Here is a 20345-nt window from a genome sequence, read left to right as displayed (position 1 = left end):
TCCACTCAAATCAGGAACTGACATGATCATTTGCATAGGCGCCGGCCCCGGCGATATCGGCTACCTGCCGCAACGCTCGGCCGGGCTGATCCGCGACGCGGACGTGATCGCCGGCTTCGACGCGGTCGTCAATGTGGTGCGGCCGCTGATTCCGGCCCGTGCCGAGGTGGTGCTGATGGGCTACAAGGACCAGGTCGCGCAACTGGAACACGTGGCGCGCCTGCACCACGCCGGCAAGCGCTGCGTGGTGGTGTTCATGGGCGACATTCATTTCAGCGGCTTCCAGTATCTGGAACGGGTCGAGCGCGCCTGCGGCCATCCGGTCGAGACCATGCCCGGCCTGTCGTCGGCGCAGGTGCTGGCATCGCGCGCCAGGGTGTGCTTCGACGAAACCACCTTTGTCACCTTCCATCGCCGTGGCGACCTGACGCCGTTCAAGCGCCATCTGGTCCATGTGCTGGAAGACCAGCGCAACGCCATCGTCATTCCGTGCCCGTGGGATGCGGCGCGCTCGTTCATGCCGTGCCATATCGCGGCCTATCTGCTGGAAAACGGCATTTCGCCGGCGCAGCCGACCGAAGTCTGGGAAAACCTGACCCGCGGCGAAGCCGAATGGCATGGCACGCTGGCCGAATGCGCGGACAAGACCTTCTCCGACATGAGCATCATGCTGATCCGCACGCTGCAGCCGATGGCGAGCCAGATCGAACCGGCGGAGGCCGCATGAGTGACGGCAGCGACTACGCGATCGTGCTGGCCGGTCACGGCAGCCGCGATCCGGACGGCGTGCGCGAGTTCATGGCGCTGGTCGGGCTGTTGCGCGAGCGCGCCGCCGGCCGGCCGGTCACGCACGGTTTCCTGGAATTTGCCGCGCCGACCCTGGACCAGGCGGTCGAGGCGGCCATCGCCGACGGTGCGCGGCGACTGGTGATGGTACCCGGCGTGCTGCTGGCTGCCACCCATGCCAAGAACGACATGCCGAGCGAGCTGCTGGCGCTGCAGCGCGCCCATCCCGGTGTCGATTTCCACTTTGGCGCGGCAATGGACCTGCATCCGAAACTGCTGGAACTGTGCCGGCTGCGGCTGATAGAGGCCGAGGCGCGCACGGCGCGCACCGTGGCCCGTGCCGATACCTGTCTGGTGGTGGTCGGCCGCGGTACGTCCGACCCGGATGCGAACTCGGAAATCTCCAAGCTGACGCGCATGCTGGAGGAAGGCATGGGCTACGGCGCATCGTTCGTCTGCTATTCCGGCACGGCGCGGCCGCTGGTCGCCGACGGGCTCCGGGCCGCCGCGCTGCTCGGCTATTCGCGCATCGTGGTGCTGCCGTATTTCCTGTTCGATGGCGTGCTGGTCAAGCGCATCTACGCGGCTGCCGCCGACCTCGCCGCCCGCCACCCGGAGATCGAGGTGCTGCCGGCCGGCTATCTCGGCGTGCATGCGCACGTGGCCGACGTGTTCCTCGATCGCGCCCGCGAAGGCGTCGACGGGCGGGCGACGATGAACTGCGCGCTGTGCAAGTACCGGGTGCAGATCGTCGGCTTCGAGGAACAGGTCGGTCTGCCGCAGCAGGGCCATCATGGCGGCGTGCGCGGGCTGCTGGCGCGCGACGACACGCCGGCGGAGGCGGTGCCATGGCCCGCGTACCAGCCGCACCCGATCGAGGCGGAAAGCATGCGCCTCATCGACGCCGGTCGCGACTGGTCCGGTGTGCCGGACGACCACCGCATCGTGCTGCGGCGGCTGGTGCATACCAGCGGTGACTTCGACATTGTCGACGACCTGTATTTCTCGCCCGGCGCGGTCGAGATCGGCATGCGTGCGCTGCTGCGCTGCCGGCGCATCGTGACCGACGTCACCATGGTGCAGACCGGACTGAAGCGCGCGGTGCTGGATCAGCTTGGCGTCGACACCTGGTGCGGCGTGCACGATGCGGAAACCCGCTTGCTGGCCGACGCGCACGGCATCACCCGCTCGGCCGCCGGCATCCGCCGCGCGTGGGAGAAATTCGGCAACGAGGTGGTGGTGGCGATCGGCGACGCGCCGACCGCGATCATGGAACTGGTACGGCTGGTGCGCGAGCACGGCTGGCGGCCGCAGCTGGTGGTCGGACTGCCGGTCGGCTTCGTCGGCACGCGCGAATGCAAGGAGGCACTGCGCCGGCTGATGCAGGTGCCGCGCATCACCAATCGCGGTACGCGCGGTGGCTCGCCGTGGGCGGCGTCGGCGGTCAATGCGCTGATGATCGAGGCGATCGACCACGTGTATCGCCAGCAGGCGGACGCCGTACGATGAACGCCCCGGTGCGCCGTCCGTACGATCTGGCCACGCCGGCGCCGAACGGCCTGCGACGCGGCCGGACCACGGGCAGTTGCGCCACGGCAGCGGTCAAGGCCGCGTTGCTGCTGTTGCTGCGCGATGTCCGCGCCAGCGAGGTCGACATCAGCCTGCCGGACCCGGCGTTCTACCTGACCGTGCCGGTACAGGCGGTCGGGTTGCTGGACGGCGGCGCGGCTCGTGCCGAGGTACTGAAGTACGCTGGCGATGACCCGGACAACACCGATGGCGCGACGATTTTTGCCACGGTGACGCCGAACGGCAGCGGTGAACTGCGTTTTCTCGCCGCCGCCGGCGTCGGCACCGTCACCCTGCCCGGCCTGCGCATTCCGCCCGGCGAGGCGGCGATCAATCCGGTGCCGCGCGAGATGATGCGGCGGGCGGTGGCCGAGGTGCTGGCCGGTGCGCCGGACCCCGGCTTCGACCTGGCGATCGGCTGCGTAGATGGCGAGAAGATCGCCCGTCGCACTTTCAATCCGATGCTCGGCATTGTCGGCGGCATTTCCATCCTCGGCACCAGCGGCATTGTTGAACCGATGTCGCTGGCGGCCTGGATGGCGTCGATCGAAATCTATATCCGCGTGGCGCTGGGCGAACTGCCGGACGCCATCGCCTTCACCCCGGGCAAGATCGGGCGCGGCCATGCGGCGCAGGTTCTGGGTCTGCCCGGCACCCGGGTGGTGCAGATCGCCAACTTTGTCGGCACGTCGCTGGACTATGTCGAGGCGACGCTGCAGGAACGACAGGCCCGGCTCGGTACCCTGTGGGTGCTCGGCCACCCGGGCAAGATTGCCAAACTGCTCGACGGCGTGTGGGACACGCATTCGGGCAAAAGCGGCATGGCCATGGGCGGCGTGGCCGCCGTGGCCGCCGAATCCGGTTTTCCCGCCGCGCTGGTGACGCGCATCGGGGCAGCCAATACCGTGGAGAATGCAGTGCAGATCATGGCCAATGATGCCGGCGACCGCGCCCGCGCGTTCTGGAGTGAAATCGAACAGCGGGTGGCAGCGCGGATGCAGACGCGGGTGCCGAGCGTCGACCGGGTTGCCGTGCGCCTGTTCAGCATGGATGGCACGCCGCTGGGTGAAGCGGCAGGGGAGGCGGCATGAGCCAGTGCGGACGTTTCTTCGGCGTAGGCGTCGGCCCCGGCCCGGCCGGGCTGGTGCCGGTTGCCGCCCTCGAGGCGCTGCGCGGCGTCGACCTGATCTACCTGCCGCGCGCGCGCGGCAGCGAGGTGTCGGTGGCGCGACAGTGCCTGGCCGGGCTCGGGCTGGCCGACGACCGCTTCCGCGAAATCGAATTCGAGATGGACCCGGACCGCCGGGTGCTGGCGACGCACTATGCGGCGCTGGCGGCAACGGTGGCTGGCGAGCTGCAGCAGGGACGTGACGTCGCCTACCTGACCATTGGCGATTCGATGACCTACTCGACCTACGGCTATCTGCTTGCCGCGCTGCGCGAGCGGCTGCCCGGGCTCGAGCACCGCACCTTTCCCGGCGTCACCAGCTTTGCCGCGACCGCGTCGGCACTGTCATGGCCGCTGGGCGAAGGCAAGGAACGCATCCTGATCCTGCCGTGCCCGGACGACATGGCCGCGCTGCGCGCCGATATCGACAGCCACGACATCGTGGTGCTGATGAAAATCGGCGCCCGGCTGGGCGCGGTACTGGATCTGCTCGACGACATGGGCATTGCGCGGCATTGTGCCTTTGCCCGCCGTATCGGCCTGCCCGGCGAAGTGCTGTGCGATGACGTGAGCCGGCTCGATGCGTCGGCCAGCGGCTATCTGGCCACCCTGCTGATCCGCCGCGAGGCGAGAGAGAGACGACACGCATGAAAGTCTATTTCATCGGCGCCGGTCCCGGCGCCGCCGACCTGATCACCCTGCGCGGCAGCCGCCTGCTCGGCCGCGTGCCGATGGTGCTGTACGCCGGTTCGCTGGTGCCGGCCGAAATGCTGCAGCATTGCCGCGCCGATGCCGAGATCCTCGATACCGCCGAGCTGTCACTCGACCAGCAGGAAGCCTGCTATCGCCGCGCGCGTGATGCCGACCTGGACGTGGCGCGGCTGCATTCCGGCGATCCGGCCATCTACGGCGCGACCGCCGAGCAGATGCGCCGGCTGGAAGCGCTCGGCATCGACTACGAGATCGTGCCCGGCGTGTCGTCGTTTACCGCCGCCGCCGCCGTTCTCGGCAGCGAGCTGACCCGGCCGGCGGTGTCGCAGTCGGTCATCCTGACCCGGGTGTCCGGCCGGGCGTCGGCAGTGCCGGAGCGGGAGTCGATCGCCCGTTTTGCCGAGCACCAGGCGACCATGTGCATCTTCCTGTCCGGCCAGCGGCTGAAGCAGACCGTGGCCGACCTGCTGCTGCACTACCCGGCCGATACCCCGGTGGCGCTGGTGCGGCGCGCCAGCTGGCCGGACCAGACGATCCACCGCGCCACGCTGGCGACCCTGCTTGGCGGGGTGCGGCAGAAGGACTGGCTGCTGACCACGCTGCTGCTGGTCGGCCCGGCGCTGTCACGCGACGGCGGGGTCGAATCCAGCCTGTATGCGGCCGGTTTCACCCACCTGTTCCGCGACGGCAGCGACCGCAAGAAGCCGCGCGTGCGCCGTCGCACGGCGCCGGCAGCGGAGGACGCGAAATGAAGCCACCCGGACACACTTCTGCCATGACATCGCTGCGCCCCGCCGTGGTCGCCGGCAAGCTGAGCCCGTGCGCGGTCTGGCTGGTGCGGCCGGATGCGCAGCCGCTCGGCGAGCGACTGGCCACTGCACTTGATGCCGACTGCGTCCGGCCATGGCTGACACCCGGGCTGTCGCCACTGATCCAGTTCCGGCAGCAGTTTGCGTTGCGGCGGCAGTGGGTGCTGATCATGGCCAGCGGCATCGCCGTGCGCTATCTGGACGGTCTGACCGCCAGCAAGCATACCGACCCGGCGGTAGTGGTGCTCGATGAAGCAGCGCGCTTCGCCATCCCGCTGCTGTCCGGCCACGAGGGCGGCGCCAATGCCCTGGCCTACCGGCTGGCGCGACTGACCGGTGCCGTCCCGGTCGTGACCACCGCGACCGAGGCGCTGAAACCGCTGACGCTCGGCATCGGCTGCCGCCGCGGCAAGTCGGTCGACGAGATCGAACGTGCGGTGCTGCAGGTGCTGGATGGCCGTCCGCTGCGCATGGTGCGCGAGGTCGCCACCATCGACCTGAAAGCCGACGAACCCGGCCTGCTGGCGTTCTGCATCCGCTACGACCTGCCGTTGCGCGTCATCGACCGCGACGATGTCGCTGCCCGGGCATGGCTGAACCAGCCGTCCGACTGGGTGCGGCGCCATGTCGGCGTCGGCGGCGTGTGCGAGCCGTGCGCGCTGATCGCCAGCCCGCGCGGGCAACTGGTCGTGCCCAAGACCGCGGTCAATGGCGTGACCGTCGCCGTCGTCGACGATGGCCAGACCGCCGATACCGCCGGACCCTACCGGCCGCACTGGCGCCGCTGCCTGCCTGACGACTGCTAGGACGCCTTGCCGATGCAGCCTGTTTTCCTTCCCTTGCCGTGCTTCCGGCGCGGCAGCCTGAAAGCCATCCAATGAGCGGCAAACTTTATCTGGTCTCCGTCGGCCCGGGCAGTCATGAACTGATCCCGCCGATGGTGAAGACCGCCCTGCAGGCCAGCGACGTGGTCGTCGCCTACGAGCTGTATCTGACCTGGATCCGGCCATGGATTGCCGGCAAGGACATCCGCACCCTGCCGCTGACCCAGGAGCGCGACCGCGCGCAGCTGGCGATCGCCGAAGCCCGCGCCGGCCGGACCGTGGCGCTGGTGTCCAGCGGCGACATCGGCGTGTACGCCATGGCGGCGCTGGCATTCGAGGACATGGCCGACGATGACAGCTACGAGGTGCAGCTGATTCCCGGCATCACCTCGGCCAATGCCTGCGCATCCCTGCTCGGTTCGCCGCTGTCGCACGATTTCGCCACCCTGAGCCTGTCCGACCTGCTGTGCCCGTGGGACTGGATCGAAACCCGTGCCCGCCATATCGCCCAGGCCGACCTGGCGGCGGTGTTCTACAACGTGCAGAGCCGCCAGCGCCAGGAAGGCGTCTACCGCATTCTCGACATCATGCTCGAACACAAGCGGCCCGGGACCCTGTGCGGCATCGTCCGCAATGCCTACCGCGAGGGCCAGTCGGTCGAGATCGCCACCCTGGCCGAGCTGCGCACCCGCCAGTTCGACATGCTGACCACGCTGGTGATCGGCAACCGCTTTACCCGGCGCAAGCGCGACTGGATCTTCACCCCGCGCGGCTACGGCAACTGGGATGACACGCCGGACACGGTCACGGCGGACAGCCTGCCCGATGGCGCCGTGTGGGTGTTCTCCGGTACCGGTGACGGCAATGCGCTGGCACGCGAGATCGCCGGCCGCGGCCATGCGGTGGTGGTGTCCAGCGCCAGCGACTACGGTGCCGAACTGGTCGCGCAGGACTGCCCGGGCCTGACGCCGCTGGCCGGCCGGCTCGGCATCGAGCGCCGGCGCGAGCTGCTGGCCCGCAGCCGGGCGCGCTTCATCGTCGATGCAACCCACCCGTACGCGGCCGACATGTCACAGCAACTGATCGCGCTGGCAGCCGGGCAGAACCTGCCGTATCTGCGCTACGAGCGACCGGATGCGTGCGATCCGCACCCGGCCAGGCACTGCACCAGCATGGCCGGGGCGGCCGCACTGGCCATGGCGCACGGCCGGCGCATCTTTCTTGCCACCGGCAGCAAGGATCTGGCCGATTTCGTCCAGGCCGACGGTGCCGGCCAGCACGCCTGGTTCGTGCGCCTGGCACCGGACCCGCTGCACCTGCAGCGCGCGCTCGACCTCGGCATTCCGCGCTCCCGGCTGTGCGCGATGCAGGGGCCGTTCTCGCAGCAGGCCAACGAGACGCTGTGGCGCGACTGGGGCATCGACTGCGTGGTGACCAAGCAGTCCGGCGCGGCCGGCGGTTATCCGGCCAAGGCCGCGGCGGCGGCGGCGCTGGGCATTCCGCTGATCGTGGTCGACCGGCCGCAGGTCGATTACCCGGCCATGGCCACCGATTTCGGCGCCGTTCTGGCCGCTTTGCCGGAGATTGCCGCATGAACCGCATTCCGGTCACCCTCATCACCGGCTTTCTCGGCGCCGGCAAGACCACCTTGCTGTCGAACCTGATCCGCACCAGCCGCAACCGCCGGCTGGCCATCCTGGTCAACGAATTCGGCGAGGTGTCGATCGACGGCGCGCTGCTGCGCGACGATGGCCGCAGCGCGGACGCGGAAATCCACGACCTGCCGAACGGACTGATTGCCTATGGCGACGATCAGGACTTTCTGCCGACGCTGCAGGCCCTGTGGGCGCGGCGCGAGCAGATCGACCATATCCTGATAGAGACCTCCGGTCTGGCCCTGCCGACTGCGGTCATGGAGCGCCTGCAGGGCGACGACCTGGCGCCGTATTTCGTGCTCGACGCCACGCTGGCGGTGGTCGATACGCCATTGCTGCTGGCCGGCGATTTTGATCCGGCAACGGATGGCGATCCGGTCGCCAGCCTGTTCCGGCAGCAACTGGCCAGCGCCGACATTGTGGTGCTGAACAAGATTGGCGGGCTTGACGACGACGCGCTGCTCGACGCCGAAGCCCGCGTGCGCGGGCTGGCGCCGGCGATCCGCTTTATCGAGCTTGCGCATGATGCGCGGCTGGATACCCGGCTGACGCTCGGCCTGCACCTGCACGAAGTGGCCGGCAGCGGCCATCGCCACTACGGCCCGGTCGCCACCCTGCCGGGGCTGAACCTGCGCCCGCTGTCCGACCAGCGACCGCTCGACGGCCACAGCCATGGCGGCCTCGGCGCCCACAGCCACGGCCTTGCCACCCATCGCCATTTCCATGAGCAGGACCCGGGCTGGCAGTCGTTTACCGTCAGCAGCACCGAGGCGCAGGATGCCGACACGCTGCGCCGGGCGCTGATCGCCATCGCCCGCTGCGAGCCGCTGCTGCGCATCAAGGGCTTCGCCCCGGCAGCCGGCAGCCGGTTGCGCATCCAGGCGGTGCGCAGCCGGGTCGACGTGCAGCTGCAGGACGCCGACACCCCGGTGCGGCCGGCGCAACTGGTGTGCATCGGCTACCACCCGAGCCGTCCGCGCGTGATCGAACAACTGAACGAACTGACCGGCACCCGCTGGCGTTAGGAGATCTCCATGAAAACCGATCCGGCTTCCCACCAGCGCATGACCGAGCGACGCAAGGCCGGCTTCGACAAGAAGCAGGCTGCTGCTGCCGGCGAAAAAGGCCTGCTGATCGTCCATACCGGCATCGGCAAGGGCAAGAGCAGCGCCGCCTTCGGCATGGGGCTGCGCGTGGTCGGCCACGGCATGCGGCTCGGTGTGGTGCAGTTCATCAAGGGCGCGCTGCATACCGCCGAGCGCGATCTGCTCGGCGGCTTCGACAACTGCGATTTCCTGACCGTCGGCGACGGCTACACCTGGAACACCCAGGACCGCGACGCCGATATCGCCACCGCCCGCCGGGGCTGGGACGAGGCGCAGCGGATGATCGCCGGCGGCGACTACGACATGGTGATCCTCGACGAGCTGAACGTCGTGCTCAAGTATGACTACCTGCCGCTCGACGAAGTGCTGGCGACCTTCGCCGCTCGCCCGGCCGCGCTGCATGTGGTCGTGACCGGCCGCCATGCGCCGGACGCGCTGATCGAGGCGGCCGACCTGGTGACCGAGATGCGGCTGGTCAAGCACCCGTACCGCGAGCAGGGCATCAAGGCCCAGCAGGGTGTCGAGTTCTGAGCATGGACGAGCGCATTCGCCATTGCCCGGCGCTGTTTCTGACCGCGCCGGCGTCGCACCAGGGCAAGACCACGCTGTGTGCCGGGCTGGCCCGTCACCATCGTGACCAGGGACGTCGGGTACGGGTGTTCAAGACCGGGCCGGACTTTCTCGACCCGTACATTCTGGAACGCGCATCCGGCCTGCCGGTCCACGCGCTCGACCTGTGGATGACCGGCGAGCAGGACTGCCGCCAGCGGCTGTACCAGGCTGCCGGCGATGCCGATCTGATCCTGATCGAAGGCAGCATGGGACTGTTCGACGGCACGCCGTCGAGCGCCGACCTGGCGGCGACCTTCGGTGTGCCGGTGCTGGCGGTGATCGACACCACCGGCATGGCGCAGACCTTTGCCGCCGTGGCGCACGGGCTGGCGAGTTTCCGGCCCGACCTGCCGTTTTATGGCGTGCTGGCCAACCGCGTTGCCAGCGAGCGCCATGCCGAAATGCTGCTGCAGGCGCTGCCGCCCCATCTTCGCTGCGTCGGCTGCGTGCCGCGCGACGAGACAATGACCCTGCCCGAGCGCCATCTGGGACTGGTGCAGGCGCAGGAAATCGATGATCTGGAACACCGGCTGCAGGTTGCCGCCACGCAGATTGCCGCCACTGCGCTGACAACGCTGCCTCCGCCGGTTGTCTTCGCCCCGGTCGGGTGCCTGCCACTGGCGCCACGACTGGCCGGCGTGCGCATCGCCATTGCCCGCGATCGTGCGTTCTCGTTCCTGTATCCGGCCAATGTCGAGTGCCTGACCGCGCTGGGGGCCGAACTGGTGTTTTTCTCGCCGCTGGCCGACGAGCCACTGCCGGCAGCCGATGCGGTCTACCTGCCGGGCGGTTACCCGGAGCTGCACCTGGACGCACTGGCGGCGAACCGGATCAGCGCGGACACGCTGCGCGCGCATGTCGACGCCGGCAGGCCGCTGTATGCCGAATGCGGTGGCATGCTCTATCTGCTGGACCGGCTGACCGACGGCACCGGCCACGGCGCGGCCCTGCTCGGCCTGCTGCCGGGACAGGCCCGGGTCCAGCGCCGGCTGGCCGGCCTCGGCCTGCAGGCGGTCGAGCTGGATGGCGGCACGCTGCGCGGGCACACCTTCCACTACTCGCGGCTGGACACGCCGCTGACGCCGCTGACCCATGCCCGGCGCGCAAGCGGCGGGGCGGCCGGCGAGGCGGTCTATCGCCATCGCGGCATTACCGCCAGCTATCTGCACGCCTACTTCCCGTCGCAGCCGGAGGCGGCCGCGCGGCTGTTCCTGCCCGCCGGGGCCTAGTCGACCCGCTTCCAGCGCATGGTTTCGCCGGCGCGGAACGGGACCAGCTGCTGATCGCCATACGGCAGACTGTCCGGCACGGTCCAGCTTTCGCGCGCCAGGGTCAGGGTGCCGGTGTTGCGCGGCAGGCGGTAGAAGTCCGGGCCGTGGTGGCTGGCGAAAGCTTCCAGCCGGTCCAGCGCGTCGGCATCCTCGAACACCTCGGCATACAGCGGCATCGCCGCCAGCGCGGTGTACATGCCGGCGCAGCCACAGGCGGTTTCCTTCGCGTGCCGGGCGTGCGGTGCGCTGTCGGTGCCAAGGAAGAACTTCGGCGACCCGCTGGTGACGGCGGCGACCAGCGCGCGGCGATGTTCCTCGCGCTTCAGGATCGGCAGACAGTACAGGTGCGGACGAATGCCGCCCTGGAAGATCGCATTGCGGTTCAGCAGCAGGTGATGGGCGGTGACGGTCGCCGCCAGATTGTCGCCGGCGGCGGCGACGAACTCGGCTGCCTGGCGGGTGGTGATGTGCTCCATGACCACCCGCAGCGTCGGCAGTTCGCGCAGCAGCGGCATCAGCACGGTGTCGATGAAGACCGCCTCGCGGTCGAAGATGTCGATCTGCGGATCGGTCACCTCGCCGTGAACCAGCAGCGGCACGCCGCGCTCGGCCATGCGCTCCAGCGTCTTCATGCACTTCTGCAGGCTGGTGACGCCGGCGTCGGAATTGGTGGTCGCCCCGGCCGGGTACAGCTTCAGCGCGTGGACAAAGCCCGATTCCGCCACCCGGTCGATTTCGTCCGCCGGGGTGTTGTCGGTCAGGTACAGCGTCATCAGCGGCGTGAATGACAGGCCGGACGGCAGCAGCGCCGCGGTGATCCGGTCGCGGTAGGCGGCCGCCAGCGCGACGGTGGTGACCGGCGGCTTCAGGTTCGGCATGACGATGGCGCGGGCGAATTCGCTTGCGGTATGGGCAACGACGGCATGCAGTGCCGCTTCGTCGCGCAGGTGCAGGTGCCAGTCGTCGGGGCGGGTCAGGGTCAGGAATTGGGTCATCGGCAGGGCTTCCGTGATTACTTGCGACGCAGCACGAGACGGAACTTGCCGTCATCGGTCTGACCGGACTCGACCAGCACATTGCCGGTCTGGCGACAGAAGGCTTCGAAATCGGTCGGCGCGGCCGGGTCGGTGGCGATGACCTCCAGCGTCTGGCCGCTGGTCAGCGTGGCCAGGGCCTTCTTGGCACGCAGCATTGGCAGCGGGCAGGACAGGCCGCTGACGTCGAGCTTGTGATCGGGGATCATGCGTTTCTCTAACGGGGAATCGGGCAGGAGCCCATGTTACCCGGCTGCCGCAAACGCTGAAAGTTGCGCCCGCGCTGGTCGCGGGCCGGCCGGGCCGGGTATCCTTCCGCCGTTGCGGCATTTCGCCGTCGGACAGGTTGACCATGTGCCTCATTGCTCTTGCCGTTCATGCCATTCCCGGTCAGTCGCTGGTAGTGCTCGCCAACCGTGACGAGTTCGTCGCGCGTGAATCCGCGGTGGCCGACTGGTGGGAAGATCGCCCCGACACGCTCGGTGGCCGCGATCTGGTCGCCGGGGGCTCGTGGCTGGCAATCCGTCGCGACGGCCGTTTCGCCGCCGTGACCAATGTCCGTCAGGGCCGTCCGGGCAGCGGCGAAAAAAGCCGTGGCGAGCTGGTCACGTCGTTCCTGGCGTCCGACCTGTCGCCGGCAGCCTATGCCCGTGAACTGAAAGACCTTGCGCCGGCCTATGCGCCGTTCAATCTGGTGTTCGGCCATGCCAACGAACTGCTGGTTTTCCACAGCCCGACCCGCGAGCTGAACCGGCTGACGCGCGGCGTGCACGGCATCAGCAACGGCCGTCCCGATGCGCCGTGGCCGAAAACGCGCCGGCTGGGCGAGCATCTGACCGGACTGAGCCGGCTGCCGTCGCAGGACACCCTGTTCGAGTGGCTGTCCGATACCGAGGAAGCCGGTATCCATGAATTGCCGAATACCGGCGTCGGCACGGCGCGCGAGCGCTTTCTGTCGCCGGTATGCATCCAGGGTGCCGATTACGCGACCCGCGCCAGTACCGTGGTCGCCGTCGACACCCGTGGCCGGGTCTCGTTCTGCGAACAGCCCTGGCATGCCGGCCGGCCGCTGGGCCGGCGCCCATTCACCTTTACCCTGGAGTCGCGTCCGTGAACGCCATTCGTTTTCTGCCCGTCATCGCGCTGGCCTTCGTCACCCTTGCCCATGCCGGCGACAACAGCGGCGAATACAACCGCAACTATGAATGGAAGCCGGACGAGGTCAAGCAGGACACTGCCGTCACCCTGCCGGCCTGGGTCGCCGACGACGGCTGGCTGCCGTACAACGCCGGCCGCATGCACAAGAACCGTTATTTTGTCGCGCCGTCGTCAATCTCGCTGGTGGCCGACGGCAGCGTGCGCTATGCGCTGAAGGTGGTCAGCCCCGAAGGCGCGCAGAACTATCTGTATGAAGGCATGCGCTGCGAAAACAGCCAGACCATCCGCTATGCGACCGGCCGGCCGGAATCGAAGAGCTGGCGGATGAGCCCGAAGTCCGAATGGCGCAAGCTGATTCCCGGCGACGTGCCGCAGGTGCAACTGAAGTATGACGTGTTCTGCCCGGACCAGGACCGGCCGGTGGTGTCGGTCGAGCAGGCGGTCAAGCTGCTGCAGAACAACCGCTGACCGGTGGCGCTGGACATCCTGTACCGCGATGACGATCTGGTCGCGGTCCACAAGCCGTCCGGGCTGCTGGTTCACCGCTCGGACATCGACCGTCACGAAACGCGCTTCGCCGTGCAGAGCGTGCGCGACCAGCTCGGCTGCCGGGTCTACCCGGCCCACCGGCTCGACAAGCCGACTTCCGGCGTACTGCTGTTCGGGCTGACGCCGGCGGCGGGCCGGGCGCTGTCGCAGGCGTTCGAGGCGCAGACCGTCGACAAGCGCTATCTGGCGGTAGTGCGTGGCTGGCCGGACGAGGGCGGGGAAATCGATCATCCGCTGCGGCGCATCGTCGATCACTACGCGCCGGGCGAAGTCCACGACGACAGCCCGCCGCAGGCGGCGCTGACGCGGTTTCGCCGGCTGGCGACCATCGAGCTGCCATGGGCGGTCGACCGCTATCCGAGTTCGCGCTACGCGCTGGTCGAACTCGATCCGCAGACCGGCCGGCGCCACCAGCTGCGCCGGCACCTGAAGCACGTCAGCCACCCGATCATCGGTGATGCGACCTATGGCAAGGGCCGGCACAACCGCGCGTTTGCCGAGGCATTCGGCGTGTCGCGGCTGCTGCTGGCCTGCACGCGGATGTCGTTCGCCCATCCGGTCGATGGCCGGCCGCTGACCGTGGCGTGTCCGCTGGCCGCGGATTTCCTGCAGGTGGTCGACGCGCTCGGCTGGCGCGACGCGCTGCCGGACTGACATGGTCGGGTTACCGAGGGAACCGGGCAACCACGCCCGCAGTGCCCATCGTGGCGAGTCCCGGTATTCTCTCTCGTGACGGGTTCTGACTGGCGGTAAAAATGATGCTGAATCGGCTTGAAATCAAGAATTTTACTGTCTTTGCCGAAGCGGATCTCCGCTTTGGCAAGCAGCTCAACCTGATCGTTGGAGAGAACGGTGCAGGAAAGACACACCTGCTCAAACTGGCCTATGCACTTTTGGCCACCAGTTGGGAGGAAGGCAGCAAACCCCATGCGACCGCGCCGACCAAGACCGTGCTGCAGGCAAGCATCGCCGAAAAGCTGACCGGGGTATTCCGGCCGGAAGCATTGGGACGTCTGGCGCGGCGCAAACAGGGGCGTGAACGCTGCGACATCCAGTTCGCATTCGACCAGCCGGATCTGGATATAAATTTTGGCTTTGCGACCAACAGCAAATCGGAAGTCAGCATCGCGCAACTTCCCGAGCAATGGCTGAATGCGGCACCTTGCTACCTGCCGACGCGAGAATTGCTGACAATTTATCCGAACTTCCTTGCTGTTTACGACAATCATTATCTGGAATTCGAAGAAACCTGGCGCGATACCTGCCGTTTGCTGGGTGGGCTGTTGCAAAGAGGCCCCAAAGAAGCCCGTGTCAGGGAACTGCTGGAACCTCTGGAGGCCGCCATGCAGGGCAGCATGGAGCTGGACCGGAATGGACGCTTCTATCTGCGCAACGCCAGTGGGCGCATGGAAATTCCACTTGTGGCTGAAGGCCTGCGCAAACTGGGCATGCTGGCACGCCTGATTGCGACCGGTGCCTTGCTGGATCAGGGGTATCTGTTCTGGGATGAGCCGGAAGCAAACCTCAATCCTCGCCTGATCAGGCAGATCGCCAGAACCATTGTTGAATTAAGCGAGAACGGCATTCAGGTATTCATTGCCACGCACAGCCTGTTTCTGTTGCGTGAGCTGGAAATTGTGCTGGCAGAAAGGCCATCATCGCTCGATACGCGATTCTTTGGTTTGCAGCGGCTGGACAATAGCGTGACCGTCCAGCAAGGACCAAGTCTGTACGATATCGGTGACATTACCGTTCTCGAAGAGAGCCTGCTTCAGTCAGACCGTTATCTGGCAACGGGGGATTGAAAATGCTGACGCTGAATATCGACGGTCTGCTCTTTCACTTTCCCGCAGGCTGGCTGGCGAGCAAATATGATGAATGGACGTTTTACCGCAAACACTTCTCCCGGCAGCGGGGAGGCATCAAGGCCGTTGATGTATTGGCGCTGTCAGCGGAAAACGTCGCGTATCTGATTGAGGTGAAGGATTATCGTCACCCGGATACGGAACGGCCATCGGCGTTGCCGACAGCCATCGCCGACAAGGTGCTGCACACCCTGGCCGCCCTGCTGCCAGCCAGACTGAATGCCAACGAGCCGGCTGAGCAGGCGTTGTGCAAGGCGGTGCTGGGCTGCTTGAAACTGCGCGTGGTCGTACATATCGAGCAGCCTGCCCGGCACAGCCCGATCGTGGACCCTGCCGATATTCAGCAACAGCTCAAGCGGATGCTGCGGGGTATCGACGAGCATCCGAAAGTGGTCTGCACAGCAAAGCCGGGCAAGGTCGGCTGGAGTGTTGCCTGCTGAGGATGACGGGGCCGGTACGCGCTATCGCTGGCAGGCCCGATTTCATCTTCAGTCCGGGTTGTACACGTACGGCTTCTGCGCCACGGCCGAGGCGCGGAAACGGCGCTGCTCGTCGATATCCAGGTTGCGGTCCCACAGCGTCAGGCGGAATGCCTGCCGGTCGGCGACGACCTGCGGGTTCTTTTCCAGGAAGGCGTTCATGAACTGGGTCAGGTCGGACTGGTAAGCGGCCATGGCGGGGATCTCGTGTTGGGGACGGCTGACGGAAGCGGCATTGTACCGCAGCGCCGCCGTGTCGCGGCCCGACCGGCGCCACAACTGCCGTATACTCTGGGCTTTCCGTTCCATCGGGTTTCAAGGGGTTGTCATGAGCGATAACAAGGCGTGGTCGGGCCGCTTTGCCGAGCCGGTTGCCGAACTGGTGAAAACGTATACCGCCTCGGTGGGCTTCGACAAGCGCATGGCCGAGTTCGACATTCAGGGCTCGCTGGCCCACGCGACCATGCTCGCCCGCGCCGGCGTGCTGTCCGACGCTGATCTGGCCGCGATCCGCGACGGCATGGAAGCCATCCTGGCCGATATCCGCGCCGGTCGTTTCGACTGGTCGGTCGACCTCGAAGACGTGCACATGAACGTCGAAAAGCGTCTGACCGACAGGATCGGTGATGCCGGCAAGCGCCTGCATACCGGCCGCAGCCGCAATGACCAGGTCGCGACCGACATCCGCCTGTACATGCGCGACGCCATCGACCGCATCGTCACCCATATCCGCGAACTGCAGACCTCGCTGCTGGATCTGGCCGAGCCGAATGCCGCCACGGTGATGCCGGGCTTCACCCACTTGCAGGTCGCGCAGCCGGTCACCTTCGGCCATCACCTGCTGGCCTATGTGGAAATGCTCGGCCGTGACGCCGAACGCATGATCGACGCCCGTCGCCGCGTGAACCGTCTGCCGCTCGGCGCTGCCGCCCTGGCCGGTACCACCTACCCGATCGACCGCCACTACACCGCCGAACTGCTCGGTTTCGACGATGTGTGCCAGAACTCGCTCGACGCCGTGTCCGACCGTGACTTCGCCATCGAAGTCACGGCGGCCGGCAGCCTGGTCATGCTGCACCTGTCGCGGCTGTCCGAGGAACTGATCCTGTGGATGAGCCCGCGCGTCGGCTTCATCGATATCGCTGACCGCTTCTGCACCGGCAGCTCGATCATGCCGCAGAAGAAAAACCCGGACGTGCCGGAACTGGTGCGCGGCAAGACCGGTCGCGTCACCGGTCACCTGATGGGGCTGCTGATGCTGATGAAGGCGCAGCCGCTGGCCTACAACAAGGACAACCAGGAAGACAAGGAACCGCTGTTCGACACCGTCGACACCCTGGTTGATACCCTGCGCATCTACGCCGACATGATGCGCGGCATCACCGTCAAGCCGGAAGCGATGCGCGCTGCCGTGCTGCAGGGCTTCGCCACCGCGACCGACCTGGCCGACTATCTGGTCAAGAAGGGCGTGCCGTTCCGCGACAGCCATGAAGTGGTCGCCCGTGCGGTCAAGCTGGCCGATACCCGGGGCTGCGATCTGGCCGACCTGTCGCTCGACGTGCTGAAGGAGTTCTCGCCGCTGATCGAGCAGGACGTGTACGCGGTACTGACGCCGGAAGGCTCGCTGGCCCAGCGTGACCACGTCGGCGGCACCGCCCCGGCCCAGGTCCGGGCGCAGATCGCGCGCTGGCGCGGATTGCTGGCGTAACGGCCGCGCATGAACAAAGAGGGCGCCTTCCGGGGCGCCCTCAGGCTGTCCATCCACCCCGCCCACGAAGAACGGACGAGCGAAGCGGGGTTTCCCCGCGGCGGCGGGGACGGAAGAGGCCGGGTTCAATCAGGCAGACTGCCGTGCTCACGGCAGATCCTGTCAGTCGGGCATGCACCGACGCCACTGTGAATGTCGGTGCTCACCTTTATGAGCAGTCTGAGGGCGCCTTCCGGGGCGCCCTCTTTGCTGGTGGGCAGGACCTAACCGCTGTTGCGCAGTCCGGCGGCCAGACCGTTGATGGTCTGGTGGATTGCATGCAGGTGGCCGTCGTGCTCCGGCGCTTCGCGCAGCGCGCGCAGGAACTCGATCTGCAGCAGGTTCAGCGTGGTGAAGTACGGCAGGCGTGAAGCCAGGCTGCGTGCCAGCGTCGGGTTGTCGGCCAGCAGGTGGTCGGCGCCGGTGATGGCGAAGTACATGTCGCGCGACAGCTCGAATTCCTTGCGGATCATGCCGAACACCCGGTTGCCGAGCTCGGCGTCCGGCACCAGTCGTGCGTACTCGGCGGCGATGGTCATGTCGGCCTTGGCCAGCACCATTTCCATGTTCGACAGCGTGACGCGGAAGAAGGCCGAATCGCGGTACAGCGCCTTCAGGCGAACGATGCCCTGCTCGCCGTGGCGCTCGATAAACGCGGCCACCGCGCTGCCGACGCCGTACCAGCCCGGCAGCATCACCCGCGACTGCATCCAGCTGAACACCCACGGAATCGCGCGCAGATCGGTAATCGACGACAGCGTCTTGCGCGATGCCGGCCGGCTGCCGATGTTGAGCTTGGCGATCTCGTTGATCGGGGTGGCAGTCAGGAAATAGTCGATGAAGCCGTCGGTGTCGATCAGCCGCCGGTAGGCGTCATAGCTGTCGCGCGCCAGCTCGGCGAAGATCGACTCGTCGGTCGGGCAGGCCGGCACCGGCGCCAGACTGGCTTCCAGCGTCGCGGCGAGGATGGATTCCAGATTGCGCAGGCCGATGTCGCGGTCGGCATACTTCGACGCGATGACCTCGCCCTGCTCGGTGATGCGGATCTGGCCCTGCACGGTCCCGGCCGGCTGGGCGACGATGGCCTCGAAGCTCGGACCACCCCCACGGCCGACCGAACCGCCCCGGCCATGGAACAGGCGCATGCGCACGCCGGCCGTGTTGAAGACGGCGACAAGCTGTTTCTCGGCCGCATACAGGCCCCACTGGCTCATCAGGTAGCCGCCGTCCTTGTTGCTGTCCGAGTAGCCGAGCATGACTTCCTGCACATGCTGGCGGCTGGCGAGCAGCGCACGGTAGAACGGCAGCGCAAACAGCGACTGCATCACTTCGGCGGCGTTTTCGAGGTCGGTAATGGTCTCGAACAGCGGAATGATGTTGGCGCGCGCCTGCGGGGCGCCACTGGCGTCCAGCGGCAGCAGGCCGGATTCCTTCATCAGCAACGCCACTTCGAGCAGGTCACTGGCCTCGGCACAGTTGGAAATGATCAGGTTCGGCAGCGCGCCCTCGCCATAGCGGTCCTGCATGTCGCGGGTGGCGGCAAACAGGTCGAGTTCGCGGCGGGTGCCGTCCGAATAGTCGACGAACGGCGACATCAGCGGCCGGGCATGGGCCAGCTCGGCCAGCAGCCATTCGCGCTTGCCGGTTTCGTCGAGTCCGGCATAGCCGGGCTGGCCGGCGGCGGTGAACAGCTCGGCAACCGCGCCGCCGTACAGGTCGGCGTGCTGGCGCTGGTCGAGCGGCATCAGGAAGAAACCGAACACGCCCACCGCGCGGCGCAGCCGGCGCAGGCGGCCGTCGGCCAGCAGGCCGCTGCCGTGCGAGGTCAGCGAGTCGGCCAGCGCCTTCAGGTCGGTGGCGAAGGCATGGCGGTTCGGGTACGGCTCGCCATCGCCGAAGCGCGAGCGGAAGGCGACCTCGCGCTCATGGGCGGTGGCGGACAGCCGGGCGATGATGGTGGCGATCGCGCGGCGATACGGTTCCTCGTCGCGGCTGACGGCGGTATCGGGCGAGATCGCCGCCAGTTCGGCCACGGTGTCGCTGACCGCGACCAGCCGGTCCGACAGCGACAGTTCGCGGTACAGCCCTTCCAGCTCGTAGCCGTAGTGGTCGAACACCACCTCGGCCTGGCGGCCGAGCGCGTAGCGCAGCAGGCCGGCATTGACGTTCGGGTTGCCGTCGCGGTCACCGCCGATCCAGCTGCCGATGCGATAGAAGTTCGGCAGATCGAGCCGCACGCCATACGCGCGCTCGATGGTGTCCTCGGTCTGCGCGTACAGCGCCGGCAACGCATCGAGGAAGGTCAGCGGGTGATAGGCGATGCCGTTTTCGATCTCGTCCTTGACCGTCAGCTTGAACGGGCGGATTTCCGCCGTCTGCCACAGGGTCAGCAGTACGCGCTTGAGCTTGATTTCGAGTTCGGCGACTTCATCGTGGTCGAGCTCGGGCTGGCCGAGCTGGATCAGGAACTTGCGGATGGCACGCTGGCAGTCGAGCGTGGTCTGGCGCTGGACCTCGGTCGGGTGCGCGGTCAGCACCGGCACGATCTGGGCATGCTGCAGCAGCGACTCGACGTCGGCGGCGCGCACGCCGCGCTGCTTGAGCACGACCAGCGCCCGCTCCAGGCTGCCGGCCTGCGGCGGTGAGCCGGCACGCTTGTGGGCCAGCCGGCGCCGGTTGTGGTGCAGGTCCTCGGCCAGATTCTCCAGCTGGGCCAGCAGTCCACAGGCGCGCAGCAGCGTGTCGGTGACTTCCGGCGACAGCGTGGCCAGGTGGGCGCGACAGTCGGCCAGACTGTCGACATGGCTGGCCAGATCCGGCACGCTTTCGACTTCGTCCCAGATCGCGTCACCGGTCTGCTCTCGCACGACATCGGCCAGCAAACGGGCCAGACGCCCCCGGTCCCGCGTCAGCGGGACATCCTTGTCAAGTTCAACACTCATCGGTCTGCGTTATCCTTGCGGGTGATCGGTCGCCGTGCATGTTCCCTATCGAACATCCGG

At 67.3% G+C, this 20345-nt stretch carries 20 protein-coding genes; 16 read left to right on the top strand and 4 right to left on the bottom strand.

Features of this window, described 5'->3' with window-relative positions:
• The first annotated feature begins 22 nt into the window (after positions 1-22).
• The 10 genes from DFO50_RS02780 (at position 23) to DFO50_RS02735 (ending at position 10469) form a co-directional block, all read left to right on the top strand.
• Positions 23-727 carry a cobalt-precorrin-7 (C(5))-methyltransferase gene (locus DFO50_RS02780; protein WP_112691988.1) on the top strand — a complete coding sequence of 235 codons (705 nt, stop codon included), beginning with the start codon at positions 23-25 and terminating at the stop codon, positions 725-727.
• Positions 724-2295, top strand: a complete 1572-nt coding sequence (locus DFO50_RS02775) for a precorrin-8X methylmutase (protein ID WP_112691987.1) — start codon at positions 724-726, stop codon at positions 2293-2295. The genes DFO50_RS02780 and DFO50_RS02775 overlap by 4 nt, the downstream gene beginning before the upstream one ends.
• Positions 2292-3446 carry a cobalt-precorrin-5B (C(1))-methyltransferase CbiD gene (gene cbiD, locus DFO50_RS02770; protein ID WP_112691986.1) on the top strand — a complete coding sequence of 385 codons (1155 nt, stop codon included), beginning with the start codon at positions 2292-2294 and terminating at the stop codon, positions 3444-3446. The genes DFO50_RS02775 and cbiD overlap by 4 nt, the downstream gene beginning before the upstream one ends.
• Complete coding sequence (gene cobI, locus DFO50_RS02765) at positions 3443-4174, top strand: precorrin-2 C(20)-methyltransferase (protein WP_107888910.1); 732 nt, start codon at positions 3443-3445, stop codon at positions 4172-4174. The genes cbiD and cobI overlap by 4 nt, the downstream gene beginning before the upstream one ends.
• Positions 4171-4986: a precorrin-4 C(11)-methyltransferase gene (cobM, locus tag DFO50_RS02760; RefSeq protein WP_028498595.1), complete on the top strand. Its 816-nt coding sequence runs from the start codon at positions 4171-4173 to the stop codon at positions 4984-4986. The genes cobI and cobM overlap by 4 nt, the downstream gene beginning before the upstream one ends.
• Positions 4987-5009: 23 nt before the next feature.
• Complete coding sequence (locus DFO50_RS02755; RefSeq protein ID WP_233495168.1) at positions 5010-5849, top strand: cobalamin biosynthesis protein; 840 nt, start codon at positions 5010-5012, stop codon at positions 5847-5849.
• Between the two features lie 71 nt (positions 5850-5920).
• Positions 5921-7462, top strand: coding sequence for a precorrin-3B C(17)-methyltransferase (cobJ, locus tag DFO50_RS02750; RefSeq protein WP_028498594.1), 1542 nt, complete (start codon positions 5921-5923; stop codon positions 7460-7462).
• Positions 7459-8547, top strand: coding sequence for a GTP-binding protein (locus DFO50_RS02745; protein WP_028498593.1), 1089 nt, complete (start codon positions 7459-7461; stop codon positions 8545-8547). The genes cobJ and DFO50_RS02745 overlap by 4 nt, the downstream gene beginning before the upstream one ends.
• Before the next feature lie 9 nt (positions 8548-8556).
• Positions 8557-9159: a cob(I)yrinic acid a,c-diamide adenosyltransferase gene (gene cobO, locus DFO50_RS02740; RefSeq protein WP_028498592.1), complete on the top strand. Its 603-nt coding sequence runs from the start codon at positions 8557-8559 to the stop codon at positions 9157-9159.
• 2 nt (positions 9160-9161) lie between these two features.
• Positions 9162-10469 carry a cobyrinate a,c-diamide synthase gene (locus DFO50_RS02735; RefSeq protein WP_112691985.1) on the top strand — a complete coding sequence of 436 codons (1308 nt, stop codon included), beginning with the start codon at positions 9162-9164 and terminating at the stop codon, positions 10467-10469.
• On the opposite strand, the gene pyrC is transcribed toward DFO50_RS02735, so the two are convergent.
• The gene (gene pyrC, locus DFO50_RS02730) at positions 10466-11506 is read right to left on the bottom strand and encodes a dihydroorotase (protein WP_028498590.1); all 1041 of its coding nucleotides are present in this window, start codon (positions 11504-11506) and stop codon (positions 10466-10468) included. The two genes, DFO50_RS02735 and pyrC, sit on opposite strands and share 4 nt — an antisense overlap.
• A gap of 17 nt (positions 11507-11523) precedes the next feature.
• The gene (locus DFO50_RS02725) at positions 11524-11754 is read right to left on the bottom strand and encodes a sulfurtransferase TusA family protein (protein ID WP_028498589.1); all 231 of its coding nucleotides are present in this window, start codon (positions 11752-11754) and stop codon (positions 11524-11526) included.
• A 143-nt stretch (positions 11755-11897) separates the two neighbouring features.
• On the opposite strand from DFO50_RS02725, the gene DFO50_RS02720 reads away from it, so the two are divergent.
• From DFO50_RS02720 to DFO50_RS02700, 5 genes are all read left to right on the top strand, one after another.
• On the top strand, positions 11898-12659 hold the full coding sequence (locus DFO50_RS02720) for an NRDE family protein (RefSeq protein ID WP_028498588.1): 762 nt from the start codon (positions 11898-11900) through the stop codon (positions 12657-12659).
• Positions 12656-13171 carry a CNP1-like family protein gene (locus tag DFO50_RS02715; RefSeq protein ID WP_028498587.1) on the top strand — a complete coding sequence of 172 codons (516 nt, stop codon included), beginning with the start codon at positions 12656-12658 and terminating at the stop codon, positions 13169-13171. Before DFO50_RS02720 ends, DFO50_RS02715 begins: the two co-directional genes overlap by 4 nt.
• Before the next feature lie 3 nt (positions 13172-13174).
• A complete protein-coding gene (locus DFO50_RS02710; protein WP_199489718.1) occupies positions 13175-13906 on the top strand; it encodes a pseudouridine synthase in 732 nt (243 codons plus the stop codon).
• A gap of 101 nt (positions 13907-14007) precedes the next feature.
• Positions 14008-15057, top strand: a complete 1050-nt coding sequence (locus DFO50_RS02705; protein ID WP_199489717.1) for an ATP/GTP-binding protein — start codon at positions 14008-14010, stop codon at positions 15055-15057.
• A 2-nt stretch (positions 15058-15059) separates the two neighbouring features.
• Positions 15060-15557 (top strand): hypothetical protein, encoded by a 498-nt coding sequence (locus DFO50_RS02700; protein ID WP_107888905.1) that lies wholly within the window; start codon positions 15060-15062, stop codon positions 15555-15557.
• Positions 15558-15605: 48 nt separating this feature from the next.
• Here the strand turns inward: DFO50_RS02700 and DFO50_RS02695 are convergent, their stop codons facing one another.
• Positions 15606-15791, bottom strand: coding sequence for a DUF3460 family protein (locus tag DFO50_RS02695; RefSeq protein WP_028498585.1), 186 nt, complete (start codon positions 15789-15791; stop codon positions 15606-15608).
• Positions 15792-15924: 133 nt separating this feature from the next.
• On the opposite strand from DFO50_RS02695, the gene argH reads away from it, so the two are divergent.
• On the top strand, positions 15925-17304 hold the full coding sequence (gene argH / locus DFO50_RS02690; protein WP_028498584.1) for an argininosuccinate lyase: 1380 nt from the start codon (positions 15925-15927) through the stop codon (positions 17302-17304).
• Between the two features lie 263 nt (positions 17305-17567).
• Here argH and ppc read toward each other — a convergent pair whose 3' ends face one another.
• Positions 17568-20285 (bottom strand): phosphoenolpyruvate carboxylase, encoded by a 2718-nt coding sequence (ppc, locus tag DFO50_RS02685; protein ID WP_028498583.1) that lies wholly within the window; start codon positions 20283-20285, stop codon positions 17568-17570.
• Positions 20286-20345: the final 60 nt, after the last annotated feature.

Origin of the sequence: Microvirgula sp. AG722 (assembly GCF_003269145.1) — a bacterium.
Taxonomy (GTDB): Bacteria; Pseudomonadota; Gammaproteobacteria; order Burkholderiales; family Aquaspirillaceae; genus Microvirgula; species Microvirgula aerodenitrificans.
The sequence above is the reverse complement of the archived record's forward strand: the minus strand, read 5'-3'. Positions and strand labels throughout refer to the sequence as shown.

What these genes read in the sequence shown, in the direction of transcription:
- DFO50_RS02780 (WP_112691988.1), top strand. Translation starts at nt 23, where the DNA reads ATGATCATTTGCATAGGCGCCGGCCCCGGCGATATCGGCTACCTGCCG.
- DFO50_RS02775 (WP_112691987.1), top strand. Translation starts at nt 724, where the DNA reads ATGAGTGACGGCAGCGACTACGCGATCGTGCTGGCCGGTCACGGCAGC.
- cbiD (WP_112691986.1), top strand. Translation starts at nt 2,292, where the DNA reads ATGAACGCCCCGGTGCGCCGTCCGTACGATCTGGCCACGCCGGCGCCG.
- cobI (WP_107888910.1), top strand. Translation starts at nt 3,443, where the DNA reads ATGAGCCAGTGCGGACGTTTCTTCGGCGTAGGCGTCGGCCCCGGCCCG.
- cobM (WP_028498595.1), top strand. Translation starts at nt 4,171, where the DNA reads ATGAAAGTCTATTTCATCGGCGCCGGTCCCGGCGCCGCCGACCTGATC.
- DFO50_RS02755 (WP_233495168.1), top strand. Translation starts at nt 5,010, where the DNA reads ATGACATCGCTGCGCCCCGCCGTGGTCGCCGGCAAGCTGAGCCCGTGC.
- cobJ (WP_028498594.1), top strand. Translation starts at nt 5,921, where the DNA reads ATGAGCGGCAAACTTTATCTGGTCTCCGTCGGCCCGGGCAGTCATGAA.
- DFO50_RS02745 (WP_028498593.1), top strand. Translation starts at nt 7,459, where the DNA reads ATGAACCGCATTCCGGTCACCCTCATCACCGGCTTTCTCGGCGCCGGC.
- cobO (WP_028498592.1), top strand. Translation starts at nt 8,557, where the DNA reads ATGAAAACCGATCCGGCTTCCCACCAGCGCATGACCGAGCGACGCAAG.
- DFO50_RS02735 (WP_112691985.1), top strand. Translation starts at nt 9,162, where the DNA reads ATGGACGAGCGCATTCGCCATTGCCCGGCGCTGTTTCTGACCGCGCCG.
- pyrC (WP_028498590.1), bottom strand. Translation starts at nt 11,506, where the DNA reads ATGACCCAATTCCTGACCCTGACCCGCCCCGACGACTGGCACCTGCAC.
- DFO50_RS02725 (WP_028498589.1), bottom strand. Translation starts at nt 11,754, where the DNA reads ATGATCCCCGATCACAAGCTCGACGTCAGCGGCCTGTCCTGCCCGCTG.
- DFO50_RS02720 (WP_028498588.1), top strand. Translation starts at nt 11,898, where the DNA reads ATGTGCCTCATTGCTCTTGCCGTTCATGCCATTCCCGGTCAGTCGCTG.
- DFO50_RS02705 (WP_199489717.1), top strand. Translation starts at nt 14,008, where the DNA reads ATGATGCTGAATCGGCTTGAAATCAAGAATTTTACTGTCTTTGCCGAA.
- DFO50_RS02700 (WP_107888905.1), top strand. Translation starts at nt 15,060, where the DNA reads ATGCTGACGCTGAATATCGACGGTCTGCTCTTTCACTTTCCCGCAGGC.
- DFO50_RS02695 (WP_028498585.1), bottom strand. Translation starts at nt 15,791, where the DNA reads ATGGCCGCTTACCAGTCCGACCTGACCCAGTTCATGAACGCCTTCCTG.
- argH (WP_028498584.1), top strand. Translation starts at nt 15,925, where the DNA reads ATGAGCGATAACAAGGCGTGGTCGGGCCGCTTTGCCGAGCCGGTTGCC.
- ppc (WP_028498583.1), bottom strand. Translation starts at nt 20,285, where the DNA reads ATGAGTGTTGAACTTGACAAGGATGTCCCGCTGACGCGGGACCGGGGG.